The 19039-nt window shown below is 35.8% G+C and carries 21 protein-coding genes; 18 read left to right on the top strand and 3 right to left on the bottom strand.

The window, feature by feature from the left end:
- Positions 1 to 13 precede the first annotated feature (13 nt).
- The 17 genes from ACLHK8_RS10295 (at position 14) to ACLHK8_RS10375 (ending at position 14438) form a co-directional block, all read left to right on the top strand.
- Positions 14 to 1312, top strand: a complete 1299-nt coding sequence (locus ACLHK8_RS10295; protein WP_063697900.1) for an O-acetylhomoserine aminocarboxypropyltransferase/cysteine synthase family protein — start codon at positions 14 to 16, stop codon at positions 1310 to 1312.
- A gap of 238 nt (positions 1313 to 1550) precedes the next feature.
- Positions 1551 to 2969 (top strand): C39 family peptidase, encoded by a 1419-nt coding sequence (locus ACLHK8_RS10300; RefSeq protein ID WP_063697892.1) that lies wholly within the window; start codon positions 1551 to 1553, stop codon positions 2967 to 2969.
- A gap of 34 nt (positions 2970 to 3003) precedes the next feature.
- Entirely contained in the window at positions 3004 to 4290 is a 1287-nt protein-coding gene (locus tag ACLHK8_RS10305) for a DUF5776 domain-containing protein (RefSeq protein WP_063697889.1), read from the top strand.
- A 278-nt stretch (positions 4291 to 4568) separates the two neighbouring features.
- Complete coding sequence (locus ACLHK8_RS10310; RefSeq protein ID WP_057775114.1) at positions 4569 to 5303, top strand: YebC/PmpR family DNA-binding transcriptional regulator; 735 nt, start codon at positions 4569 to 4571, stop codon at positions 5301 to 5303.
- 111 nt (positions 5304 to 5414) lie between these two features.
- Positions 5415 to 6401: a competence type IV pilus ATPase ComGA gene (gene comGA / locus ACLHK8_RS10315; protein WP_063697886.1), complete on the top strand. Its 987-nt coding sequence runs from the start codon at positions 5415 to 5417 to the stop codon at positions 6399 to 6401.
- Positions 6337 to 7389, top strand: coding sequence for a competence type IV pilus assembly protein ComGB (comGB, locus tag ACLHK8_RS10320; protein WP_156486339.1), 1053 nt, complete (start codon positions 6337 to 6339; stop codon positions 7387 to 7389). Before comGA ends, comGB begins: the two co-directional genes overlap by 65 nt.
- Positions 7386 to 7694 (top strand): competence type IV pilus major pilin ComGC, encoded by a 309-nt coding sequence (gene comGC, locus ACLHK8_RS10325; RefSeq protein WP_057775121.1) that lies wholly within the window; start codon positions 7386 to 7388, stop codon positions 7692 to 7694. Before comGB ends, comGC begins: the two co-directional genes overlap by 4 nt.
- 8 nt (positions 7695 to 7702) lie before the next feature.
- Positions 7703 to 8140, top strand: coding sequence for a prepilin-type N-terminal cleavage/methylation domain-containing protein (locus ACLHK8_RS10330; RefSeq protein ID WP_057775124.1), 438 nt, complete (start codon positions 7703 to 7705; stop codon positions 8138 to 8140).
- The gene (locus ACLHK8_RS10335; RefSeq protein WP_057775125.1) at positions 8124 to 8417 is read left to right on the top strand and encodes a hypothetical protein; all 294 of its coding nucleotides are present in this window, start codon (positions 8124 to 8126) and stop codon (positions 8415 to 8417) included. Before ACLHK8_RS10330 ends, ACLHK8_RS10335 begins: the two co-directional genes overlap by 17 nt.
- Positions 8410 to 8820, top strand: coding sequence for a competence type IV pilus minor pilin ComGF (locus tag ACLHK8_RS10340; RefSeq protein WP_063697880.1), 411 nt, complete (start codon positions 8410 to 8412; stop codon positions 8818 to 8820). Before ACLHK8_RS10335 ends, ACLHK8_RS10340 begins: the two co-directional genes overlap by 8 nt.
- 16 nt (positions 8821 to 8836) lie before the next feature.
- Positions 8837 to 9109: a hypothetical protein gene (locus ACLHK8_RS10345; RefSeq protein ID WP_156406538.1), complete on the top strand. Its 273-nt coding sequence runs from the start codon at positions 8837 to 8839 to the stop codon at positions 9107 to 9109.
- Positions 9110 to 9191: 82 nt separating this feature from the next.
- Entirely contained in the window at positions 9192 to 10184 is a 993-nt protein-coding gene (locus ACLHK8_RS10350) for a class I SAM-dependent methyltransferase (RefSeq protein WP_406827455.1), read from the top strand.
- An 89-nt stretch (positions 10185 to 10273) separates the two neighbouring features.
- The gene (locus tag ACLHK8_RS10355; protein WP_057775138.1) at positions 10274 to 11659 is read left to right on the top strand and encodes an amino acid permease; all 1386 of its coding nucleotides are present in this window, start codon (positions 10274 to 10276) and stop codon (positions 11657 to 11659) included.
- Between the two features lie 122 nt (positions 11660 to 11781).
- Positions 11782 to 12390 (top strand): metallophosphoesterase family protein, encoded by a 609-nt coding sequence (locus ACLHK8_RS10360; RefSeq protein ID WP_057775141.1) that lies wholly within the window; start codon positions 11782 to 11784, stop codon positions 12388 to 12390.
- Between the two features lie 42 nt (positions 12391 to 12432).
- Entirely contained in the window at positions 12433 to 13056 is a 624-nt protein-coding gene (locus ACLHK8_RS10365) for a YutD family protein (protein ID WP_063697876.1), read from the top strand.
- Positions 13040 to 13810 carry a TIGR01457 family HAD-type hydrolase gene (locus tag ACLHK8_RS10370; protein ID WP_057775147.1) on the top strand — a complete coding sequence of 257 codons (771 nt, stop codon included), beginning with the start codon at positions 13040 to 13042 and terminating at the stop codon, positions 13808 to 13810. Before ACLHK8_RS10365 ends, ACLHK8_RS10370 begins: the two co-directional genes overlap by 17 nt.
- 4 nt (positions 13811 to 13814) lie before the next feature.
- The gene (locus tag ACLHK8_RS10375; protein WP_057775149.1) at positions 13815 to 14438 is read left to right on the top strand and encodes a TIGR01906 family membrane protein; all 624 of its coding nucleotides are present in this window, start codon (positions 13815 to 13817) and stop codon (positions 14436 to 14438) included.
- A 49-nt stretch (positions 14439 to 14487) separates the two neighbouring features.
- Here ACLHK8_RS10375 and ACLHK8_RS10380 read toward each other — a convergent pair whose 3' ends face one another.
- The 3 genes from ACLHK8_RS10380 to ACLHK8_RS10390 all read right to left on the bottom strand — a co-directional run bounded on the left by ACLHK8_RS10380 (position 14488) and on the right by ACLHK8_RS10390 (position 18060).
- Positions 14488 to 15771: an ISL3 family transposase gene (locus tag ACLHK8_RS10380; protein ID WP_010620868.1), complete on the bottom strand. Its 1284-nt coding sequence runs from the start codon at positions 15769 to 15771 to the stop codon at positions 14488 to 14490.
- Positions 15772 to 15957: 186 nt separating this feature from the next.
- Positions 15958 to 16596: a VTT domain-containing protein gene (locus ACLHK8_RS10385; RefSeq protein WP_057775152.1), complete on the bottom strand. Its 639-nt coding sequence runs from the start codon at positions 16594 to 16596 to the stop codon at positions 15958 to 15960.
- A gap of 234 nt (positions 16597 to 16830) precedes the next feature.
- Complete coding sequence (locus ACLHK8_RS10390) at positions 16831 to 18060, bottom strand: IS110 family transposase (protein WP_057775612.1); 1230 nt, start codon at positions 18058 to 18060, stop codon at positions 16831 to 16833.
- A 383-nt stretch (positions 18061 to 18443) separates the two neighbouring features.
- On the opposite strand from ACLHK8_RS10390, the gene ACLHK8_RS10395 reads away from it, so the two are divergent.
- The gene (locus tag ACLHK8_RS10395) at positions 18444 to 18824 is read left to right on the top strand and encodes a S1 RNA-binding domain-containing protein (RefSeq protein WP_063696521.1); all 381 of its coding nucleotides are present in this window, start codon (positions 18444 to 18446) and stop codon (positions 18822 to 18824) included.
- Positions 18825 to 19039 lie beyond the last annotated feature (215 nt).

Here is a 19039-nt window from a genome sequence, read left to right on the forward strand (position 1 = left end):
CGGTTTAATGATAATGACGAAAAATAAATTTGATACTCTAAGAATTCATGCAGGGTATGACCCAAAAGATCATCAATTTGCTTCCTCTGTGCCAATTTATCAAACTGCAGCGTTTGGACTTGAAAATACTAAAGTTGCTGATCAAATTGTGGCAGGCAAGTTACCTAATCGATATGATTATTCCAGAGATGGTAATCCTACTGTTCGCGTGTTTGAAAAACGAATGGCTGAATTAGATGGAGGAGTGGATGCGGTAGCGGTTGGATCTGGAATGGCTGCCATTTCATATACAATTCTTAACGTGGCTGAAAACGGTGGCCGAATTATCGCGCCAAGTAATATATACGGATCCAGTCTCGATGAGTTTCGAACTTTCTTCCCTAAATTTGGCATCGATTTTGATTTTGTAGATGATATTAATGATTTTGACGCTGTGCGCCATTTGATCGGCTCAGAAACTAAAGCTATCTATGTTGAGAGTGTCGCAAATCCAAGTACAGAAATTGCTGACCTGGATAAACTGGCAGAAATTGCGCACGCTGCTGGAATTCCTTTGATTGTAGACAATACTTTTCCGACGCCATATTTATTGAGACCGTTTGAGCATGGTGCAGATATTGATGTTTATTCTTCAACAAAGGGAATCAATGGGCATGGAAATGTAGTTTCTGGTGTGGTTGTGGATCATGGGAGTTTTGATTGGGACAGCCCAAAATTTCCACAGTTTTCTGAAATTGAGTTTACTTTAGGTAATGAGGAAACCGGCGACCAAGAGAGTTTTGTCAGCAAGTTTGGTGATCAGGCATTTATTAATCGAGTTCGCATTAAATATTTACGTTTGCTGGGAGCTGTTTTAGAGCCTGTGGATGCCTATCTAATTTTATTAGGACTCGAAACAATTTCTGAACGTTTGGATCGTGAAGTTGCCAGTGCAACAAAAATTGCGAAATTCTTAGTAGCTAATCCGCATGTTGAAAAGGTTTTTTATTCAGGAATTGAGTCAGACAATCCTTTGGTAGAAAAATACTTTCCTAAGGGAGTGGGGGGGATCTTATCTTTTGAATTGAAAGGTGATACAAACAATGTCGCTAAATTAATTGACCATGTGCAAGTCTTTAGTTATTTACCAAATATCGGCGATTCACGTTCATTAATTGTTAATCCGACGAGGACGACTCATCGTGAAATTCCTGCAGCAATTCGTGAACAGCAGGGTCTGAATGATCAAGTTTTACGATTGTCAATTGGATTGGAAGACGTTGATGATTTGGTTGGTGATTTGAAGCAAGCAATAGAACACGCGTTTATTTGATGAAAAACTGTACAAAAAAGGCTAATAAAATTTTATATTCAAGCAAGTATGATAAGTGTTGGGATTCCTTTAGAGGAATCTTTTTTTACAGAAAGCTGAAACAGTGGTAGGGCTGGGTGAAAAAGCTGTAGGCAAACGGTGATTTTTTTTTAAAAGTAGGAACATGATTTTTACGTGAGTCCAGTTGTATTTAAGAAAACAGTAGATTATAATCAATTTGTTTATAAACCATAAGGAGATGGCTAATATATTAAAAAAAGTCGTATTATTCAGTATTATTTTTGCGTCATTTGGGGTAAGTGGTCAGGCCATTTATGCTGATACGGCTGTAAGCTCTTCTGAAAATTCTCGGATTAGCACAAACGGTTATAGCGCTCAAAGTAGGAATCCCAGTCAAGTAAGCACAGAAGAATCGAGTTCGAGCGATTCGATGGTAAGCAAGAACCCAACGAGTTCTGCCAGTTCTGTAGCTAGTGTTTCCAAGCCAGCTTCTATCAAATCGCACCCAAAAATCCCAACATTTAAAGAGAGAAAGGCTGTACCAGAAAGTAATTCTCAAGCTAGTACTACTTCAGCTAAAGTGTCAGTTTCAAGTCGGCCGGTAACAAAAGCAAAAAAATATGTTACTTTAAAAAAAGTAACTAAGGTAAAGGCTAAGGCGTATGTAAATAAATCTCAAGCAGGTGCCACATATAACCTGGCCGGTAGTGGGACACATGGGCAATTTAGCAAGGCAACTCATCAACTAAAGAACTATATGAAAACCACATGGGTAGTTAATCAGTACCGCTATGTAGTTAAAGCTGATCAGAAAACAGCTTTATATTTTTTTGTTAGATCTGAAACTGGTTCGCAGAGTGGCTGGGTTTGGCATGGGTATTTAAATGAAAAAGCGGTTCAAACCATAGGTTCTACCTCGAACATGAAGAAAGCTATCTATTATCGTAAATCGACATCCGGGAAAACTTATCATATTTCCGGACCAAGTTATGATGCTAAATTTAAAGCAACGCATGCTTTGAAAAATTATCCTAATACTACTTGGTACGTAACCAAGAAAAAGAATGTGGTAAATACCAAAAAGCATCGAGTTACTTATTATTATATTCAGGATAGCAAGAAACATGCTGGGTGGATTTGGAGCGGCTACCTGACTAAGAAAGTTATGTTGAATGTTAAACGCATTTCACAGAATCTGCAATTACCCACGGGTTGTGAAATAACAGCAGTTACGATGATGGTTAATTATGCCGGGGCCAAGGTCAGTAAGATGAAGTTAGCAAAAGAGATGCCTCGAACCAAAACAAAAGATGGAAATAAAGGATTTATTGGTAGTCCTTATTCCAAAAGTGGTTGGTGGGTTTATCCTCCTGCTTTGATGAAGACGGTTAAGAAATACACAAAGTCAGTGATAAATATGACAGGGTCTAGTTTTAATTCAATAAAAAAGCAAATTAATAAAAAACATCCTGTTGTGGTTTGGATTAGTGGCTATGGAGGCATAAACACTAAGATTAATCATGCCATTACAATTATTGGGTACAGTTCTTCACTTGTTTATTTTAATGATCCGTGGACGGGCAAACAGTTGAGTATGACGGTTAGTAAGTTACATAGTTATCGTAAACGGGATGCTTACCGCGCAATTAGTTATTAAGTTTTTATATAAGTTAATTTTTGGGGGATAGAAAATGGATATTAGAAAAATTGCACTGGGGAGTGCAGTGGTGTTGAGTTTGTTAACAATTAGTAGTGTCAATGAAAAATCAGTACAAGCAAAAGTAATTACAAGCAAATTTAGTACAGGTTTAATTAAGAAAACGACTAATGAATACGGAGATTTAGATAGTACAACAAAAGTTGCCATTTTAAAAAAAAATAAAGTTGTAAAAATTAAATCTTTAACGAAAAATACAAAAGGATTATATCGATTCCAATTATCAACCGGTAAATATATAACGGCAGATACTGCCAGTGTTCAAAAATTAATTTCGACCTATAAAAAGTATTACTATGTGAAACCATCAATGTCGATTATCAAGGTTTTGCATAAAGTTGGATATTATCGTTCGCCAATAGCTACCAAAGCTAACAAATATTTATCCAAAGGAAATTATGCACATATTCTTAGTGTTGCTTATACTAAAGCGGGAAGACCAATGCTTAAAACTAGCAATGGAGAATATATTACTTCTAATCGAGAATGGGTGGCGAATTCTAAGGGCTATCAAAATCCAAAAAAATATTTTCAGGTCCAAAATTCAAAAATTAAACCCGCCGGTACAATTGGTTATACTTTAAAACGAGGGTATGAAGGGGTAAAAACCTGGAAAGTAAAACGTCAATTAGGAATTGGCGGTCGTAGTTGGTATGAATATGCCACTTATAATAGTACGACAGTTTCTGCAGTTAAAAGGTTTCAACGGGGACATCGCTTAAGTGCAACTGGGGATGTTAATTTGGCAACCTGGGAAAAATTAGGTTTTAGTAAATCCTCATGGAAATCTATTGATTCGTATGCAGCGCCACTTTATGCCCGTACATGGCAGGGGCGAAGTGCCCATGTAAATGCTGAAATCAAGCAAGCGTATCGCTATTTAGGACGAGCTTACATCGTTGGAGCTTCATCCACACCGACATATGGGACGGATTGTTCGGGGTTGGTTATGCAGTCGCTATATGCAGGTGGTTTGAATATGAATTCTGTTGTTTCATCGATTCACCATGCTTACCCAGGTAATGAATGGAATAGCCGCAATCTTTGGTCAACATCGAAATTGAGACGAGTTTCGTATGCTGGTCGTAAACGAGGAGATTTGATTTTCTACTATGAACCAGGCACCCGTTCTATTTACCACGTTGCAATTTATCTTGGTGGTAATCGAATTATTGAATCCTGGCCGAACCATATTCAAGTTTCCGGGATTCGTTCTAATTCGCATACATCAATTGCCGGGGTTAAACGAGCCTTTAATTAATATAGTTTAAAATAACGGATCGATACCAGCATGATATTTAGTGCGAGATATCGATTTTTTATAATTATTAGTTTGAACAAATAGATATTAAAAGATCGAACTAAAAAAAGACTAATAAATGTGGTAACGTATGCATTCTTAACCAAAATAGGTTAAAAGATGGCGCAATGGCCTAACAAGGTGATTAAAAGAGCTTGCCAAAAACACTGTTGTTTACTATACTAGATAAGGTTTTACTAACAATAAAAATTCAATATATAGAAAAGAGGAGTTTGGAAATGTCAGGACATTCTAAGTGGCACAATATTCAGGGTCGTAAAAACGCTCAGGATTCAAAACGTGGAAAAATCTTTCAAAGAATTTCGCGTGAAATTTATATGGCAGTCAAAGCTGGGGGTCCTGACCCTTCCGGAAATCCTCAATTACGTTTGATGATGGATAAAGCACGGGCTGCAAACATGCCAAAAGAAAATATTAAACGTGCTGTGGACAAAGGTTCTGGTGTCGGCGGTGCTGCGTACGAAGAAATTACGTATGAAGGATATGGGCCTGGTGGTACAGCAATTATCGTGGAAACCTTAACTGATAATAAGAACCGAACAGCAGCTGCAATTCGTTCAGCATTTACTCATCATGGTGGTGCTTTGGGCGCAAGTGGTTCAGTTTCTTACATGTTTGATCGGAAGGGATACATTGTTATTTCTCGCGAGGACAATGATACCGATGAAGATACGATGATGATGGATGCTTTAGACGCTGGTGCCGATGACATTCAAACGTCTGATGATGCATTTGAGATTTACACTGACTCTAAGGCATTGGCACAAGTTAGGGATGCGTTGGAAAAAGCAGGATATAAGTTGGCAACTGCCGAACTAACCATGATCCCTGAAAACGAGACCCCAGTTCCCGAGGAGAAAATTACTCAATATCAAGGTTTGATCGATGAGCTGGAAGACGATGATGATGTTTCTGAAGTTTACGAAGCAGCGGAGCTTCCTGAAGAAGAGTAGTTAACTAAATAGGTTTGTTAAATCAAGTTCATAATGAACTTGATTTTTTTTTGCAAAAAAATAAAAAAATAACTAGTTTTTACGTATCTTAATTGTGTGGGGGAGATAGTTATGAAACTAGAGGACTACGTTCAGAAATTTATGACAACTTGTATTGAAAAACGAGCAACTGATTTGTACATGTTACCTAGGTTGGATGAATACCAGATTATGTATAAACATTTAAATCAATGTCACATTATTCAAGAGGTTTCACAGCAAACAGGAGAACAATTAATTGCATTTTTTAAGTTTCAAGCAGATATGGCTTTGAGCGAAAAAAGGAGACCCCAAACAGGGGCATATTATTGGCATCAAAAAGATTCTGTGGTTCATCTGCGACTCTCGTCAGTTGGCGATTTTTTAAATCGCGAGTCGATGGTCATCCGATTCATCTATCCTGTTGAAGGTGCCCATATTCAGCACCTAGAGCCCTTTCAGTGGGAAAAACTGGTTGAATTATCCAATAAGAAAGGATTGCTTTTGTTTTCGGGTCCAATGGGTTCTGGAAAAACAACTTCAATTTACCAATTGGCGCGTTACTTGGCCCAAGAAAAAGTAGTTATGACTATTGAAGATCCGGTTGAAATTCTGGAAGAAAAATTTTTACAGCTTCAAGTTAATAATCGTGCGGAAATGACATATGAGCAGCTTTTGAAAGTTGGTTTGAGGCATCGACCAGATATTTTTATCATTGGTGAAATTCGAGATGAGCATACTGCAAATGTAGCGGTAAAGGCAGCGTTAAGCGGTCATTTAGTTTTAAGTACAGTTCATGCACAAAATGCATTTGGGGTTATTAGACGATTGCAGCAACTAAACGTGGATGCCGATATGTTACAGCAGGCTTTGAGCGGAATTGCATATCAACGACTGATCCCTGTTCGGAAAGGAGAAGTTGCGGCCCTTTTCGACATTATGGAGGGTGAAGAACTAAAAGAAGCTTTTTCTGGAGAGCCTAATCAAAAAATGACGTCAACATGGGGAGATTGTCTTGAAAAAGAATATCAAGAGCATAATATTTCAGAGGAAACACTATTGGAATATCAAGAAGGGTAAATTTTCGATTAAAACTCAAGCTAAGTTTTTTATGTTGCTAGCTGATTTGTTGAGAGTTGGTTTTAGTTTAGGTGAAGCACTAAATTTTATAAAAGTTATAATTCCACGCAAAGCAAAACAAATTGACCAAATAATAGCCACTTTAGAACATGGAGATCCTTTTTCAATGGCGATTAAGCCGTTCTTGAACGAGAATATCTACTACCAAGTTTTAATTTCGGAGAAACATGGTGATTTGTCGGTGAGCTTACAAGCGCTGGGAACTTATCTAACTGCGAAACAAAAACAACAAACTAAGTTGCTTCAGTTGCTTGAATATCCGTTTTTATTACTTACGTTTTTGGGAGCATTACTAGTAGGGATGAAAATCTATATTTTCCCGGAGCTTAGTTTATGGAATTCTGCGACGCAAGTGCACAAAATCAAGTTTTCCAATGTCCTTATTTTTATAGCTTTGGTTACTTTAATTGGGTGTCTTTATATTTATATAAAAAGATTTTTAAAGAAACCAATTGTGAAACGAGTTGAGGTTATTTGTCGTATTCCGATCGTTGGTAATGTGTATCGAACTTATTGTCATTACTATTTGTCTTTGAACTTGGCCATGTTGCTAAAAAGTGGTCTAGGAATTAAAAGTATCTGTGCGATGTTAGCAAATTTTTCTTCGACATCATTACTTTATCAAATTGGGACGGCCCTTGAAAAACAGTTATCAGAAGGAAGAAAAACTTCATCCTTTGTTAAACGTTATCCGTTTATCCCTGAGGAACTCAATGTTTTAATGAATAAAGGAAATACGGCGGAGGGTCTAGGACAAGAATTAGTGATGTTTTCTAAAATTAAGTATCAAAAGCTGACAAAACAGATTGAAAGGTTAATTGGATTGATTCAACCACTTATGTTTTTGCTGATTGGCCTGGTAATTGTTTTAATGTATTTAAGTATGTTACTGCCAATGTATCACTCAATGGAGGGTGTTTATAAATGAAAAAAGAACAACGTTTTAAAAAAGGCTTTACTTTGATTGAAATGACTGTGGTCCTATTTATTATTTCGCTTTTAATTTTAATTGTGCTGCCAAACATTGCCCAACAACGAAATAATGCAAAAAAGATTCATGGAAATGCCATGGTTGAAGTGGTTCAAACCCAGGTTGATCTATATGAAAATGAACATCAAAAATTACCGGCTTCGCTTGAAGAATTAGAAGAAAAGGGTTATTTAACCGATAAACAAGTAGATCAGGCAAAAGAAAACAATATTACGATTAAAGACAATAAAGCAGTTAATTAGTTCTAACTATGAGCAAAGTAAAGAGAGGCTTCACTCTAATTGAATCGTTAGTTGTTTTAACAGTAGTTTCTTTACTACTATCGGCCGGAACCGTGAGTTTTAAAAGGGTACTTGCTAAACAACAAGAAAAAGAATTTTGGGTGACATTTGATAGAGAATGGAAAAAGTATGAACAGTTCGCCAATTTAGAAGGTGTGGTTACTTATATTTCTTTTGATAAAAGTAGAAACAAAGTTAGTTTCAGGCCTTTGAAAACATTTGATAAAAAAAGTTGTGAGGTTAAATTACCAGTAACTCTTTCATTATTCAGTAATCGTGAGGTAAAAATTGGCAGTGATGGCTATGTTAAACCGCAAACTATTGCTTTCAGTTCTGACCTTGATAAATGTACGTATCGAATGACTGTTCAATTGGGATGGGGCGTTTACCATGTTAAAAAGGAATAAAAATGGTTTTATTTTTAGTGAGGCACTTGTTGCGTTGGGATTGATCAGTATTTCTTTGGTACTTTTACACAATTGTGTTCAAAGGGAAAAACAAATAGAAAAGCAACTGGAAAAACAAGTTGAGATAAGTCGCCAAATGTTAGAAGGGAGTCGACTGTTTAAAAAGAATGAGTCTAAAAAGATTCAAGTTGGTCATAGTGTAATTGAACAAAAACCAAATTTATTTATTCTCAGAAATTCTGAAAATATTGTCGTAAGGAAAATAAATTTTGAATAAAAAAGCAGGATTTACGCTAATTGAAGTACTGGCTTCATTGGTCGTGTTGGGAATGATTTATCAGCTTATATCGTTTGGTAGTAGGTTGATGAATGTCTCAATTTCACAACAAAGTAATTCAGCAAATTGGCAATTATTGGTAAGTGAATTGGAATCGGCAAAGCACGGTTTTAAATACAAAAGTAGTAAAAACAACTATGTTTATTTAGATAGTGTTACCGAAAATAAAGTTTATAAATTAGAAAAATACCAAGATGAATTACGATTTTCGCCAGGGTACGTTCCGTTAATCGTTCATGTGGAAATAGTTAATTTTGATTATCAAGAACCTTTTTTGAAACTTCAAATAAAATTTAAAAACGGAGAAATAAAAAAAGAGAATGTATATATTCCAAAAAAATAAGTCTGGTTATGTTTTGTTGAGTGCGATTATTTTATTAACCATCTATAGCGGCATGGTTTTTCAAATCGAGAAAAATCGACAGGCAAATATTGCAACTCAATCAAAAATAATAGCTGCGAATGAAGGGCGCACGTTGTGTAATATTTTGATTTTAAAAAGAAAAACTGATAAAACGAAACAAAGCATCGTATCGAACATGGGGATTGCAAAGGTAGATGGTAAGCAAATTGTGGTTATATTAAAAAATCAGGATCGTTTTTGTTTTTCGTTAGGAGTGCAACCGCTATAAATGCCAAAGTAGTTGTTTTCGTGTTAAACTATTTGAGTAGTTTAAGTTAATGACGAGGTGAAAGATTACGAATAATGGTGAAATTGAACAACTATTTAATATAATTGACGAAAGCACAGAAACTCTGATGCGAGAACTCGATACGTCTTATTTGGATGCCTTAATTGAAACGGGAGATAATTTGATTTCTGGTGAGGTTCGGACTGAGAATGGGAAACCTAGTACAATAGAAAAAAATAATTTAGAGCATTTTTATAGCGAGGCCAACATTAAACAGCTTGATCCAGAAGTTATCCGGCAAGCTATTCAATTAGCAATTTTGAAAGCATCACAACAAGATCATATTCAAGCAAATCATCAGATGACACCAGATACAATAGGGATGCTATTTGCTTATTTATTGCAAGAATTATTGCAGACTAGTGATGTACTGACGGTGTTTGATCCTGCAGTTGGAACGGCAAATTTACTTACGACAATCATAAATGATATTTATCGTAATCATGCAGATACTAAAATAACTGGGATCGGTGTTGATAATGATGATTCAATGTTAGCCATGGCAGATATTAATTCTAGACTGCAGGGACTTGATATTGATTTATATCATCAAGATGCCTTAGACCAATTGGTATTTAATGCTGCAGATGTGGCAGTTTCTGATTTACCGGTTGGATACTATCCAATTGATCATCGTGTGAAAAATTATGAAACCCACAGTACTGAAGGACACTCTTATGTACATCATTTGTTAATTGAACAAGCAATGAATCATGTTGTCCCAGGAGGCTTTGGAATCTTCCTGGTACCAAGTAACCTGTTTCAAACAGAGCAAGCGGCTAATCTATTGAAATTCTTTAAGAATAAAGTTTATTTACAAGGCTTTTTGAACTTACCAAAGGACCTATTTACTAATGCGAGTTTGCAGAAATCAATTCTTATAATGCAAAATTATGGGGAACAGGCCAAACAGGTCCCACAGGTTTTGTTAGGAGATTTTCCATCGTTTAAAAAACAAAAAGAAATGAAAAAGTTTTTAGCTGAAATTAAACAATGGCATCGTCAAAATTTTTGATCTAGGTTTTACTTAATTCGATAATTCCGGTATGATTAATTAAAAGTATATGGCAATTATATGCATATAATGGGATTTATGGAGGCACTATGAGTGAAAATGAAGATCAAAATTTATCAAGGGGTTTAAAAAGCCGACATGTTCAGCTAATTGCAATTGGTGGGACAATTGGGACAGGACTTTTCTTGGGGGCTGGGCAATCCATTCACTTAGCTGGGCCATCAATTTTGTTGGCTTATGCGATTACCGGAATAGTTTGTTTCTGGTTAATGAGAGCATTGGGAGAGCTGCTTCTTTCCGATTTGTATTCAACTTCTTTTGTGGATTTTGTTACAAAATATTTAGGCAAACAAGTGGGATTCGTGACAGGTTGGACTTATTGGGTCTGTTGGGTCACGATTGCAATGGCTGAGATCACTGCTGCTGGATTATACATGCATTTTTGGTTTCCAAACTTACCACAGTGGATTCCAGGATTTGTGATTTTGTTAGTTTTATTAGTCATGAATCTAATTACTGTAGAACTTTTTGGTGAGACGGAGTTTTGGTTTTCCATCATTAAAATTGCTGCAATTTTAATGCTCATAATAACTGGAATCGTACTAGTCTTTATACATTACAAAACTTCTGTCGGACATGCTTCACTTTCAAATTTAGTGGCCTTTGGTGGCTTCTTTCCTAAAGGGATTAAAGGGTTTATTTTGTCATTTCAAATGGTAGTTTTTGCTTTTGTTGGTGTTGAAATGGTTGGCATGACAGCGGCAGAAACACAAGATCCTCGCAAGGTAATTCCTGAGGCAATAAATGATATTCCAATGCGAATTGGATTGTTTTATGTGGGAGCCTTATTTTTCTTGATGGCCATATTTCCATGGAAATATATCTCACCAACCTCTAGTCCCTTTGTCCAAGTTTTTCAAAACATTGGCATTAAAGGGACAGCGGCAATTATAAATTTTGTAGTATTAACTGCAGCAGCATCTGCTTGTAATAGTGCGTTATTTACGACAGGAAGAATGTTATTTTCGTTAAGTTACGGGAGTAAGTCAAAAGTAGGTAAGAAATTAGGTCGGTTATCGCATACTCAAGTACCGGCTAATGCTATATTGGTTTCGGCGCTAGTAATCGCTTTAGCAGTTATTTTAAATATTTTTGTTCCTGGAAAAGTCTTTACATTTATATCTAGTGTTGCTACAACTTGTTTTCTATTTATTTGGGGCGCAATTGTGCTAGCACACCTGAAGTACCGTAAGCAATTAAAAAATACAACGCATACTGATGTGAAGTTTAAGATGCCTTGGTATCCATATAGTGATTATATTGTATTGATTTTTTTAACCTTTGTTGGTTTTGTGTTGATATTAAAGGTTGATACACTGATCGCATTGATTGGTTCGTTACTTTGGTTTGCGGTTCTGAACTGTATTTACATTATGAGGAAAAAGAAGAAACATACAATTAAAAGGGATCAATAAAACGGGAGAAAGTAAATTTTTCTCGTTTTTTATTGTAAATTAAGCATAATAAAGAAAAATTAACCAGTTTTTAGCCGAGTGTTATATACTGGAATGGAACACATTGAAAATGAGGGATTGTTTTGAATTTTTTTACAGCTGATACACATTTTTTTCATAAGGATTTGTTGGGTGATAATGATTTTGCCCCGCGCCCATTTCCAGATGTTGAAACTATGAATCAAAGAATTATTAAAAATTGGAATGCCAAAGTGAAGTCGACAGATACGGTGTATCATTTGGGTGATATTGCGCTTTATTTTACCCATCCAGCAGGACTTTCAAACGAAGCAGTTTTTAGTGTATTGAAGTCTTTAAATGGTCATCTTGTTTTAATTAAGGGAAATCATGATAGTCGTGCTTTTTTCAAATATTTGGCTAGTCATAACTTTATGGTAGATGGGAAGCCCAAATTTGAGTTTCATGATGTGGGAGTGTTAATTAAGTTTAATCATCGGCAATATTATATGACACACTATCCAATGATGATGGGGATTGTCAAACAAATCATTAATTTACATGGCCATATTCATCATTATAGTGTAAATATCAAGGAAGACATAAATGTGGGTATTGATACTCCGGAAAAAGATTATTTGAATTACAAAATTCCCTTTGGAACACCATTCTCGGAAACGGATATTGAGCAAATGGTTCAAGGAAAGTTTGAGGATTTTGGCAAACGTGGTTAGAAACAAAATATAAGCTAATATAAAGAAAAAGGAGGCAGACGCATGACTAATGCTCAGAGTAAGGACGATAGTGACGAAAAAACAAATAGACGGCCTGTAATTAATACCGTTGATCTTTTAGACGATGCCAATATTTTGATAAATGGTCACCAGTATCAACTCGTTAGTGATGAGCGAAGCGCTTTTGATCGTGAACAGTTGGCTGAACGCTTTAGCCCGGTTTTAAGCAAGTATGACTATATTGTTGGTGATATTGGTTATGAACAGCTTCGGCTTCGTGGCTTTTATAGCAACGACGATCGGAATGCCAAGGACACTGAAAAGCAAAGTGCTATTCAAGACTATTTATTGGAATTTTGCAATTTTGGTTGTGCTTATTTTATTTTAAGAAATTTAAGTGTAAATAAACCAGCCAAGCAGCGTAGTTTGAGGACAAAGGAAACAACCAAAAAGCCAACCAATAAGAATGCTAGTAAAAATAAGCGTCCAAATAAGCGGGTACGTAAGTTCAAACAGAAACCTTTTGTTGAAGAAAAAATAACTGAACAAAAAGCTAAGCCAGTTAATCATAGACAAAATAAAATTACAGAAGTTCATAAAAGAGGCAAACGTTCATTCACAATAAGAGAGACTAAACGAGGAAGAAAAAATGATTTCAGATTATAAAGGATATTTAATTGATTTAGATGGAACAATTTATCGTGGTCGTGACCAAATTCCGGCAGCAGCTAGATTTGTCAAACGATTACAAGATACACATACTGATTTTTTGTTTGTGACGAACAATACAACCAAGTTACCAGAAGATGTAGCCAAAAACCTGCGGGATAATCATAATATTAATGTCACGGCCGATGAAGTCTATACAGCTGGACTGGCAACCGCTGATTATTTAGACGGGATAGCTGGCGACAAGCGTAAAGTTTATGTCATTGGTGAACTAGGGTTAAAGCAAGCACTTTTGAACAAAAAATTTACATTTGATGAGGTTCATCCAGACTGGGTGGTTGTTGGATTGGACTATGATGTTACTTATCATAAATTTGAATTAGCAACTTTGGCTATAAAACGAGGTGCGACATTCATTGGAACAAATGCAGATACAAATTTGCCTAATGAGCGAGGATTAGTTCCAGGAGCGGGTTCTTTAATTGGAATGGTAGAACGAGCTACCCAACAAAGAGCCACGTATGTTGGTAAACCAGAGACGATCATCATGCAAAAGGCAGTTAGACAAATTGGTTTAGCCAAGGAAGATGTGGTTATGGTTGGGGATAATTACATGACTGATATTTCGGCTGGAATTAATTTTGGTATTGACACGTTACTTGTGTATACCGGCGTTTCAACCCGTGAATTTGTAAAGAAGCAAGAAGTTCAACCGACTCATGAAATTCAGTCGTTTGATGAATGGAAGTAATAGTATGAAATGGCGTAGGCTTGGGCAGTGGTGTGCTTTTCATTTATTTGGAATCACTTTGTCAATTTTTTTAGTTATTAACTGTACATTTCTTTATAGTTGGACTTTGAAGTGGTATCACGTGTTGGCAACAGTCAATATGTCGAAAATACAGTTAATGCATAATTACCATCAGTTAATCTATTACTTAAGTTTTCCATGGATAAAACATTTAAAAATGACTGATTTTCCAAGCTCTAGTGCAGGACTGCAACACTTTGCAGACGTAAAAAATTTGTTTATGCTTAATGAAGTTGTTTTAGTAATTTCAGGAGTAATCTTTTTCTTTTTTATCCGTGAATTAATTAAAACAAAATCTCTTTGGCAAGTTATTCGACCACTACAGATTGCCGCTGTGGTTCCTATATTAGTGGCAGTTATGATGAGTATATCGTTTAATCAGTTTTTTATAGTTTTTCATGAATTGTTATTTAGAAATGATGACTGGATGTTTGACCCCCAAAAAGATCCGATTATAAATGCACTACCTGAGGAATTCTTTTTACAGTGTTTTGTACTAGTATTTATTTTTATTGAATGTTTTTATCTAATTTTTATTTGGATTGGAAGAAAGCAGATAAAAAAATAGGCTCTTTGTCAAATCCTGTTGATAGATGAATTTGGGACACTGTTAGAAGTTATGCAACTTCTAACAGTGTCTTTTTGTTTGGTTTGGTTCTCATTTGTTGTAATTTAACTCTTGAAACTAAGTGGTGATAATTTCGGAAACCGAAGGCAGTTCTTTGAATTTGCTTAATCATTCTATTGATCCCTTCAATTGGACCATTAGAATACTTTGATTCACTGGCATTGAGGACTATTTCAAGATTCTTTTTAAATGTGGTTAAAACATCTTTCATTTGCGAGCTAAGCTTATCGTTGTTATATAAATATTGAACAAGACCATCTTTGTCGTGATTTTTAAGACATATCATAATGCCTTGCATGGCGTTATAAGTATTTAACAGTCTTTCATCAACATCTAGACCTAACTGAACTCTTTCGAGTTGAGTTACTTGTTTCCTAAGGTGTCGATCGAAAAATGTTTTTTTAATCTCAAGCTCATCGAAGTGTTTTAAATAAAGTTTCCAGGAGAATTTAAGCATCCGATATTCCTTGGATTGTTTCTTGTATTCTTTCATAATTTGAACGCGACTTTGGTTAAAAGATCTAGTCATCATCGCAACAATATGAAAACGATCGACAATTATTTTGGCATTTGGAAATACCAATCTGGCGATATCTTGATAGTAACTATTAAGGTCCAGAGAAACTGTCTTTACTTGCTTTCTAGCGGTGCTGTCAAACTTATTAAAGTAATCAATAATAGTTTGTTTAAAGCGATCCGGTAGGATCTGTTGAATTTCATGATCACCATCACCGTTAATACAAAGAAAGTGGAAATCGCCGCCAACACCACGAAATTCATCCATAGATAAGTGCTCAGGTAAAGAATGATAATTTCTCCGAAATAGATCATCATAGTTGTCTAAATAGCGACAAACGGTACTGGGAGAAACACTATTGTCTAAAGCAATACTAGTCTGAGTACGATCATCCTGAAGATGCATGAATATTTTTTGTCTGGTAGCTTTGGAAATATTACAATACTTATTGACGAGGTCTGTTGTTGCCATTACCGAGTTTCCACAATTTTTACAGATTAATCGTTCTTTATGAAGTTCAAGATAGACGGGCTCACTAGCGTTGGCCGACGGATATGAAACGCGTGACACATAGTGTCCGTTATGACTAAAGTTTTCAAAACCACATTGAGGACACCTTGTATAAGTGGCTTTTACATTGGCAACATAGACTTTAGCAGGTTTTGATTTTATGAATTGATGCTTATAACTGAAAAAAATAACATTTGGGTCTTTAATACTGAGTGAAAATTTTATATTATTATCTATAGGGTTCATGGTTTCTCACATCCTTTGATGATGCTGTAGTGGGTGGATTTTTTTGTGTGTGGGGACCTGTGGGCCTCTTTTTTTTTCAAAAAAATCCTGTTAATAGATTACCACATTGGTAGTTCATCAACAGGAAAAAGTATAGAGCCAAAAAATAAGCCTTATATTCGGTTGTGAATATAAAGGCTTATTTTTTTATGCACTTTTACGTGCTTTTAAAAATGAAATGAGGATAGGAATTAACGAAATGAGGATAATTCCAATTACGATAGCTGAGAAATGCTGTTTGACAATCGGAAAATTTCCGAAGAAGTAACCGGCGCCACAACACAAGGCAACCCAGGTCGAAGCACCAAGCATATTAAAAACAATAAATTTACGATACTTGAACTGACTGCCTCCCGCCACGAATGGGGCGAAGGTCCGGATGATTGGCATATAACGAGCAAATGTTATTGAAATGCTACCATAATGATTGAGAAAATTACGTGATTCTTCGAGTTTTTGTTCATTGATAAACTTACCGAACAAATGATGTTCAGTCAGTGTATTACCAACCCAGCGGCCAATGAAAAAATTAGTAGAATCGCCAAGTACGGCTGCCAAGAAAAGTAAAAAAACAAAAATCCAAATATTTAGACCATACATGGGATTAGCTGAAAGAGCAGCAGCAGCAAACAATAGTGAATCGCCGGGTAGAAAAGGTAAAATCACTGCCCCAGTTTCAATGAAAATAATCGCAAACAAGATGAGATAGGTCCAATCACCAAATGCACTTACAATAGAAACTAAATGCGTATCAATATGTAAAATAAAATCAATAAGAAATGACACAATATTCCTCCGTGTTCAGTAAGCCAACTGTTATTTTGAAACAGGAGTATTGTATCATACTTCGACATTGGCTAAAATAAGGAATAAGAAATTATAAGCCTTGTGGTAATAAGTCAAGTATGTAAAAAGCTTTGTTTTTATTATTAATCAGTTCTTGAGAGTATAGCTTCCCCAGCCCACTAAAACAGTTAATTTAGCGGGTTAAGAAGGGACTCAGTATCGTAAACTCGAAAGCTATACCACTTTGGGTGGTATATAAAATTGATGGTTTCTAAGCAAGACTTCCACCAATCTTACAAGCTTTCGTGCCGTCAAGACAATAGCTCGACGATGACGATACTTGGGTACCTCTTCATATTTTTTGTGGTAATAGCGTTGGTAAGTAACATCATAACGTCTTATCGAGTTGGCAGCTTCAACTAGATAATAACGAAGATATTGATTACCCTTACGAGTTCGTGGTGTAGCTTGACGAACGCTTGTGCCTGATTCATGTGGTAACCAAGCCAGGCCAGCATACTTGGCAATATGACTTTCATCGGGAAAACGTTCAATTTGACCAATTTCTGCCACAATACCAGCCGCATAAACTGGGCCAATACCGGGAACACTAGTTAAACAATTGATATCTGTGATTTGAGTAGATATCTGTGTAATTGTTTTATCCAAAACTTGGATTTGTTTTTTTAACATCCGAATTTCATTCGCATAGACCGCCAAAATTTCATCAACAGAATCTGTTACGACTTTTGATAGGCGATAAGAAGAACGGGTTGCTTTCTTAATAGCTTTAGCAACGGCTTCGGCATCACCAAACTTACCGTGAGCTAACTGTTGAAGATGGGTGACTAATTCATCAAGAGGTAGCGCCGCTGCCTCGTCCAAGGTTAACTCTTCATCAGTAATTAGGGTCATCATAGTTGAACCAAAAACGGATGTTGGCAGCTCCCGTTCTAACGTATTACAACGATAATAAAGATTATTCAAAAAATGATTTTTAGAATCAGTCATTTGTTTAACCAAGTGATAACGTTCCCGTGTTAGACGTTGCAAAGCCACATAGTTTTCTTGGCGAGCAACTGAAGTTCCCAGTGGTTTGATCCGTAACAAATCAGCTAATTGTTTGGCATCAATCGCATCCGTCTTACCATCATCAAATAACTGGCTAAAATGATGTGACGTATAGGGGTTAATGGTGATAACCGATAAGCCTAAGGCTTGTAACTCGCTATCTTCGGCGAAAAAAGTCATCGGATGAAAATTATAGACCGAGGTGGCTTCCATACCAACAGTTATCTTTTCATAATGGTGGGTTTTAGTCTCAGTTAAGATTACCTGTTTAATTTTAACGGCACCATTAAGATCATTAGTAGTTTCATCTTGAAAACGGCAATGTTGATCAGAATCTAAAGCACAAAAGTCTAATTTATTTTTACCAACATCAATACCTAAATATAAATTCATAGGATAGGACCTCCTTTCACTTTGAATTAATTGGATAAGCTTAGGTGCTGCGTGATGTTCCCTAATTCCAACTCTAACGGGCATCCTCGCAATATAAGAAGACTAGATTAAAAGATTCAGCTGCGTGTCACGCGAGTGAACACGAATCAAATTAATCGCTACAGCTTGTGGTTTGCGGTGTTTCGAATTGTCTGGGCGGCGCGCTTATAACGTAGATAATCTACAGGAGATGAAAGCCTATACCAGTTGGACCTAAATCCAATGAACAATTAGAGAATATCACGCAACATCTAAGTAGGGAATAGTAAATAACAAAGTTTCAAATTATATAATACGAGTAAATAACAAAGTTTCAAATTATATAATACGAGGAGATGTTTAAAATGTTAAAGAATGGGGATGTTATTCAAGGCACAATTACTGGTATTAAGACATATGGAATTTTCTTAGAAAATCAAGAATTGAATTTTAAAGGACTGGTTCATATATCTGAATGTAGTGAAGAATTTGTCAAAGACTTAAACGATTTGTATAGGATAGGTCAGAATCTATCTTGTCTGGTTGTTGATATTGATCCAACTAATGCCCACGTTAGTTTATCGATTCGAGCACTGAAACAGAAAGTAAATGTTCATAGACATCCAATTCCAGAGTCTGTTCATGTTTATCATAAATTTTATTGGACCAATAATGAGAATAACATCGGATTTCAAAGTGTTGCTGATGAGTTAAAGAGTTGGAAGATTCAGGCTACACATGAATAAAAATTCTATACGTAGTTAGGAATTAAGCAAGCCGAAAGGAAAACTTCAAATAAATCCTTGACCGAGTAAAGTATTCTTGGTACTATATTAAATGTTGCTTCAAACGAAAGCAGATAATTGTTAAAGGTATTTGAAAATGATTGTTGACTTTTAGAATTTGAAATGATAAAGTTAAATAGTTGCGTTGAGGCGTTTAACGCTTCCAACAGTGACTT

It is taken from the genome of Pediococcus sp. M21F004, assembly GCF_051122535.1.
Classification (GTDB): Bacteria; Bacillota; Bacilli; order Lactobacillales; family Lactobacillaceae; genus Pediococcus; species Pediococcus inopinatus.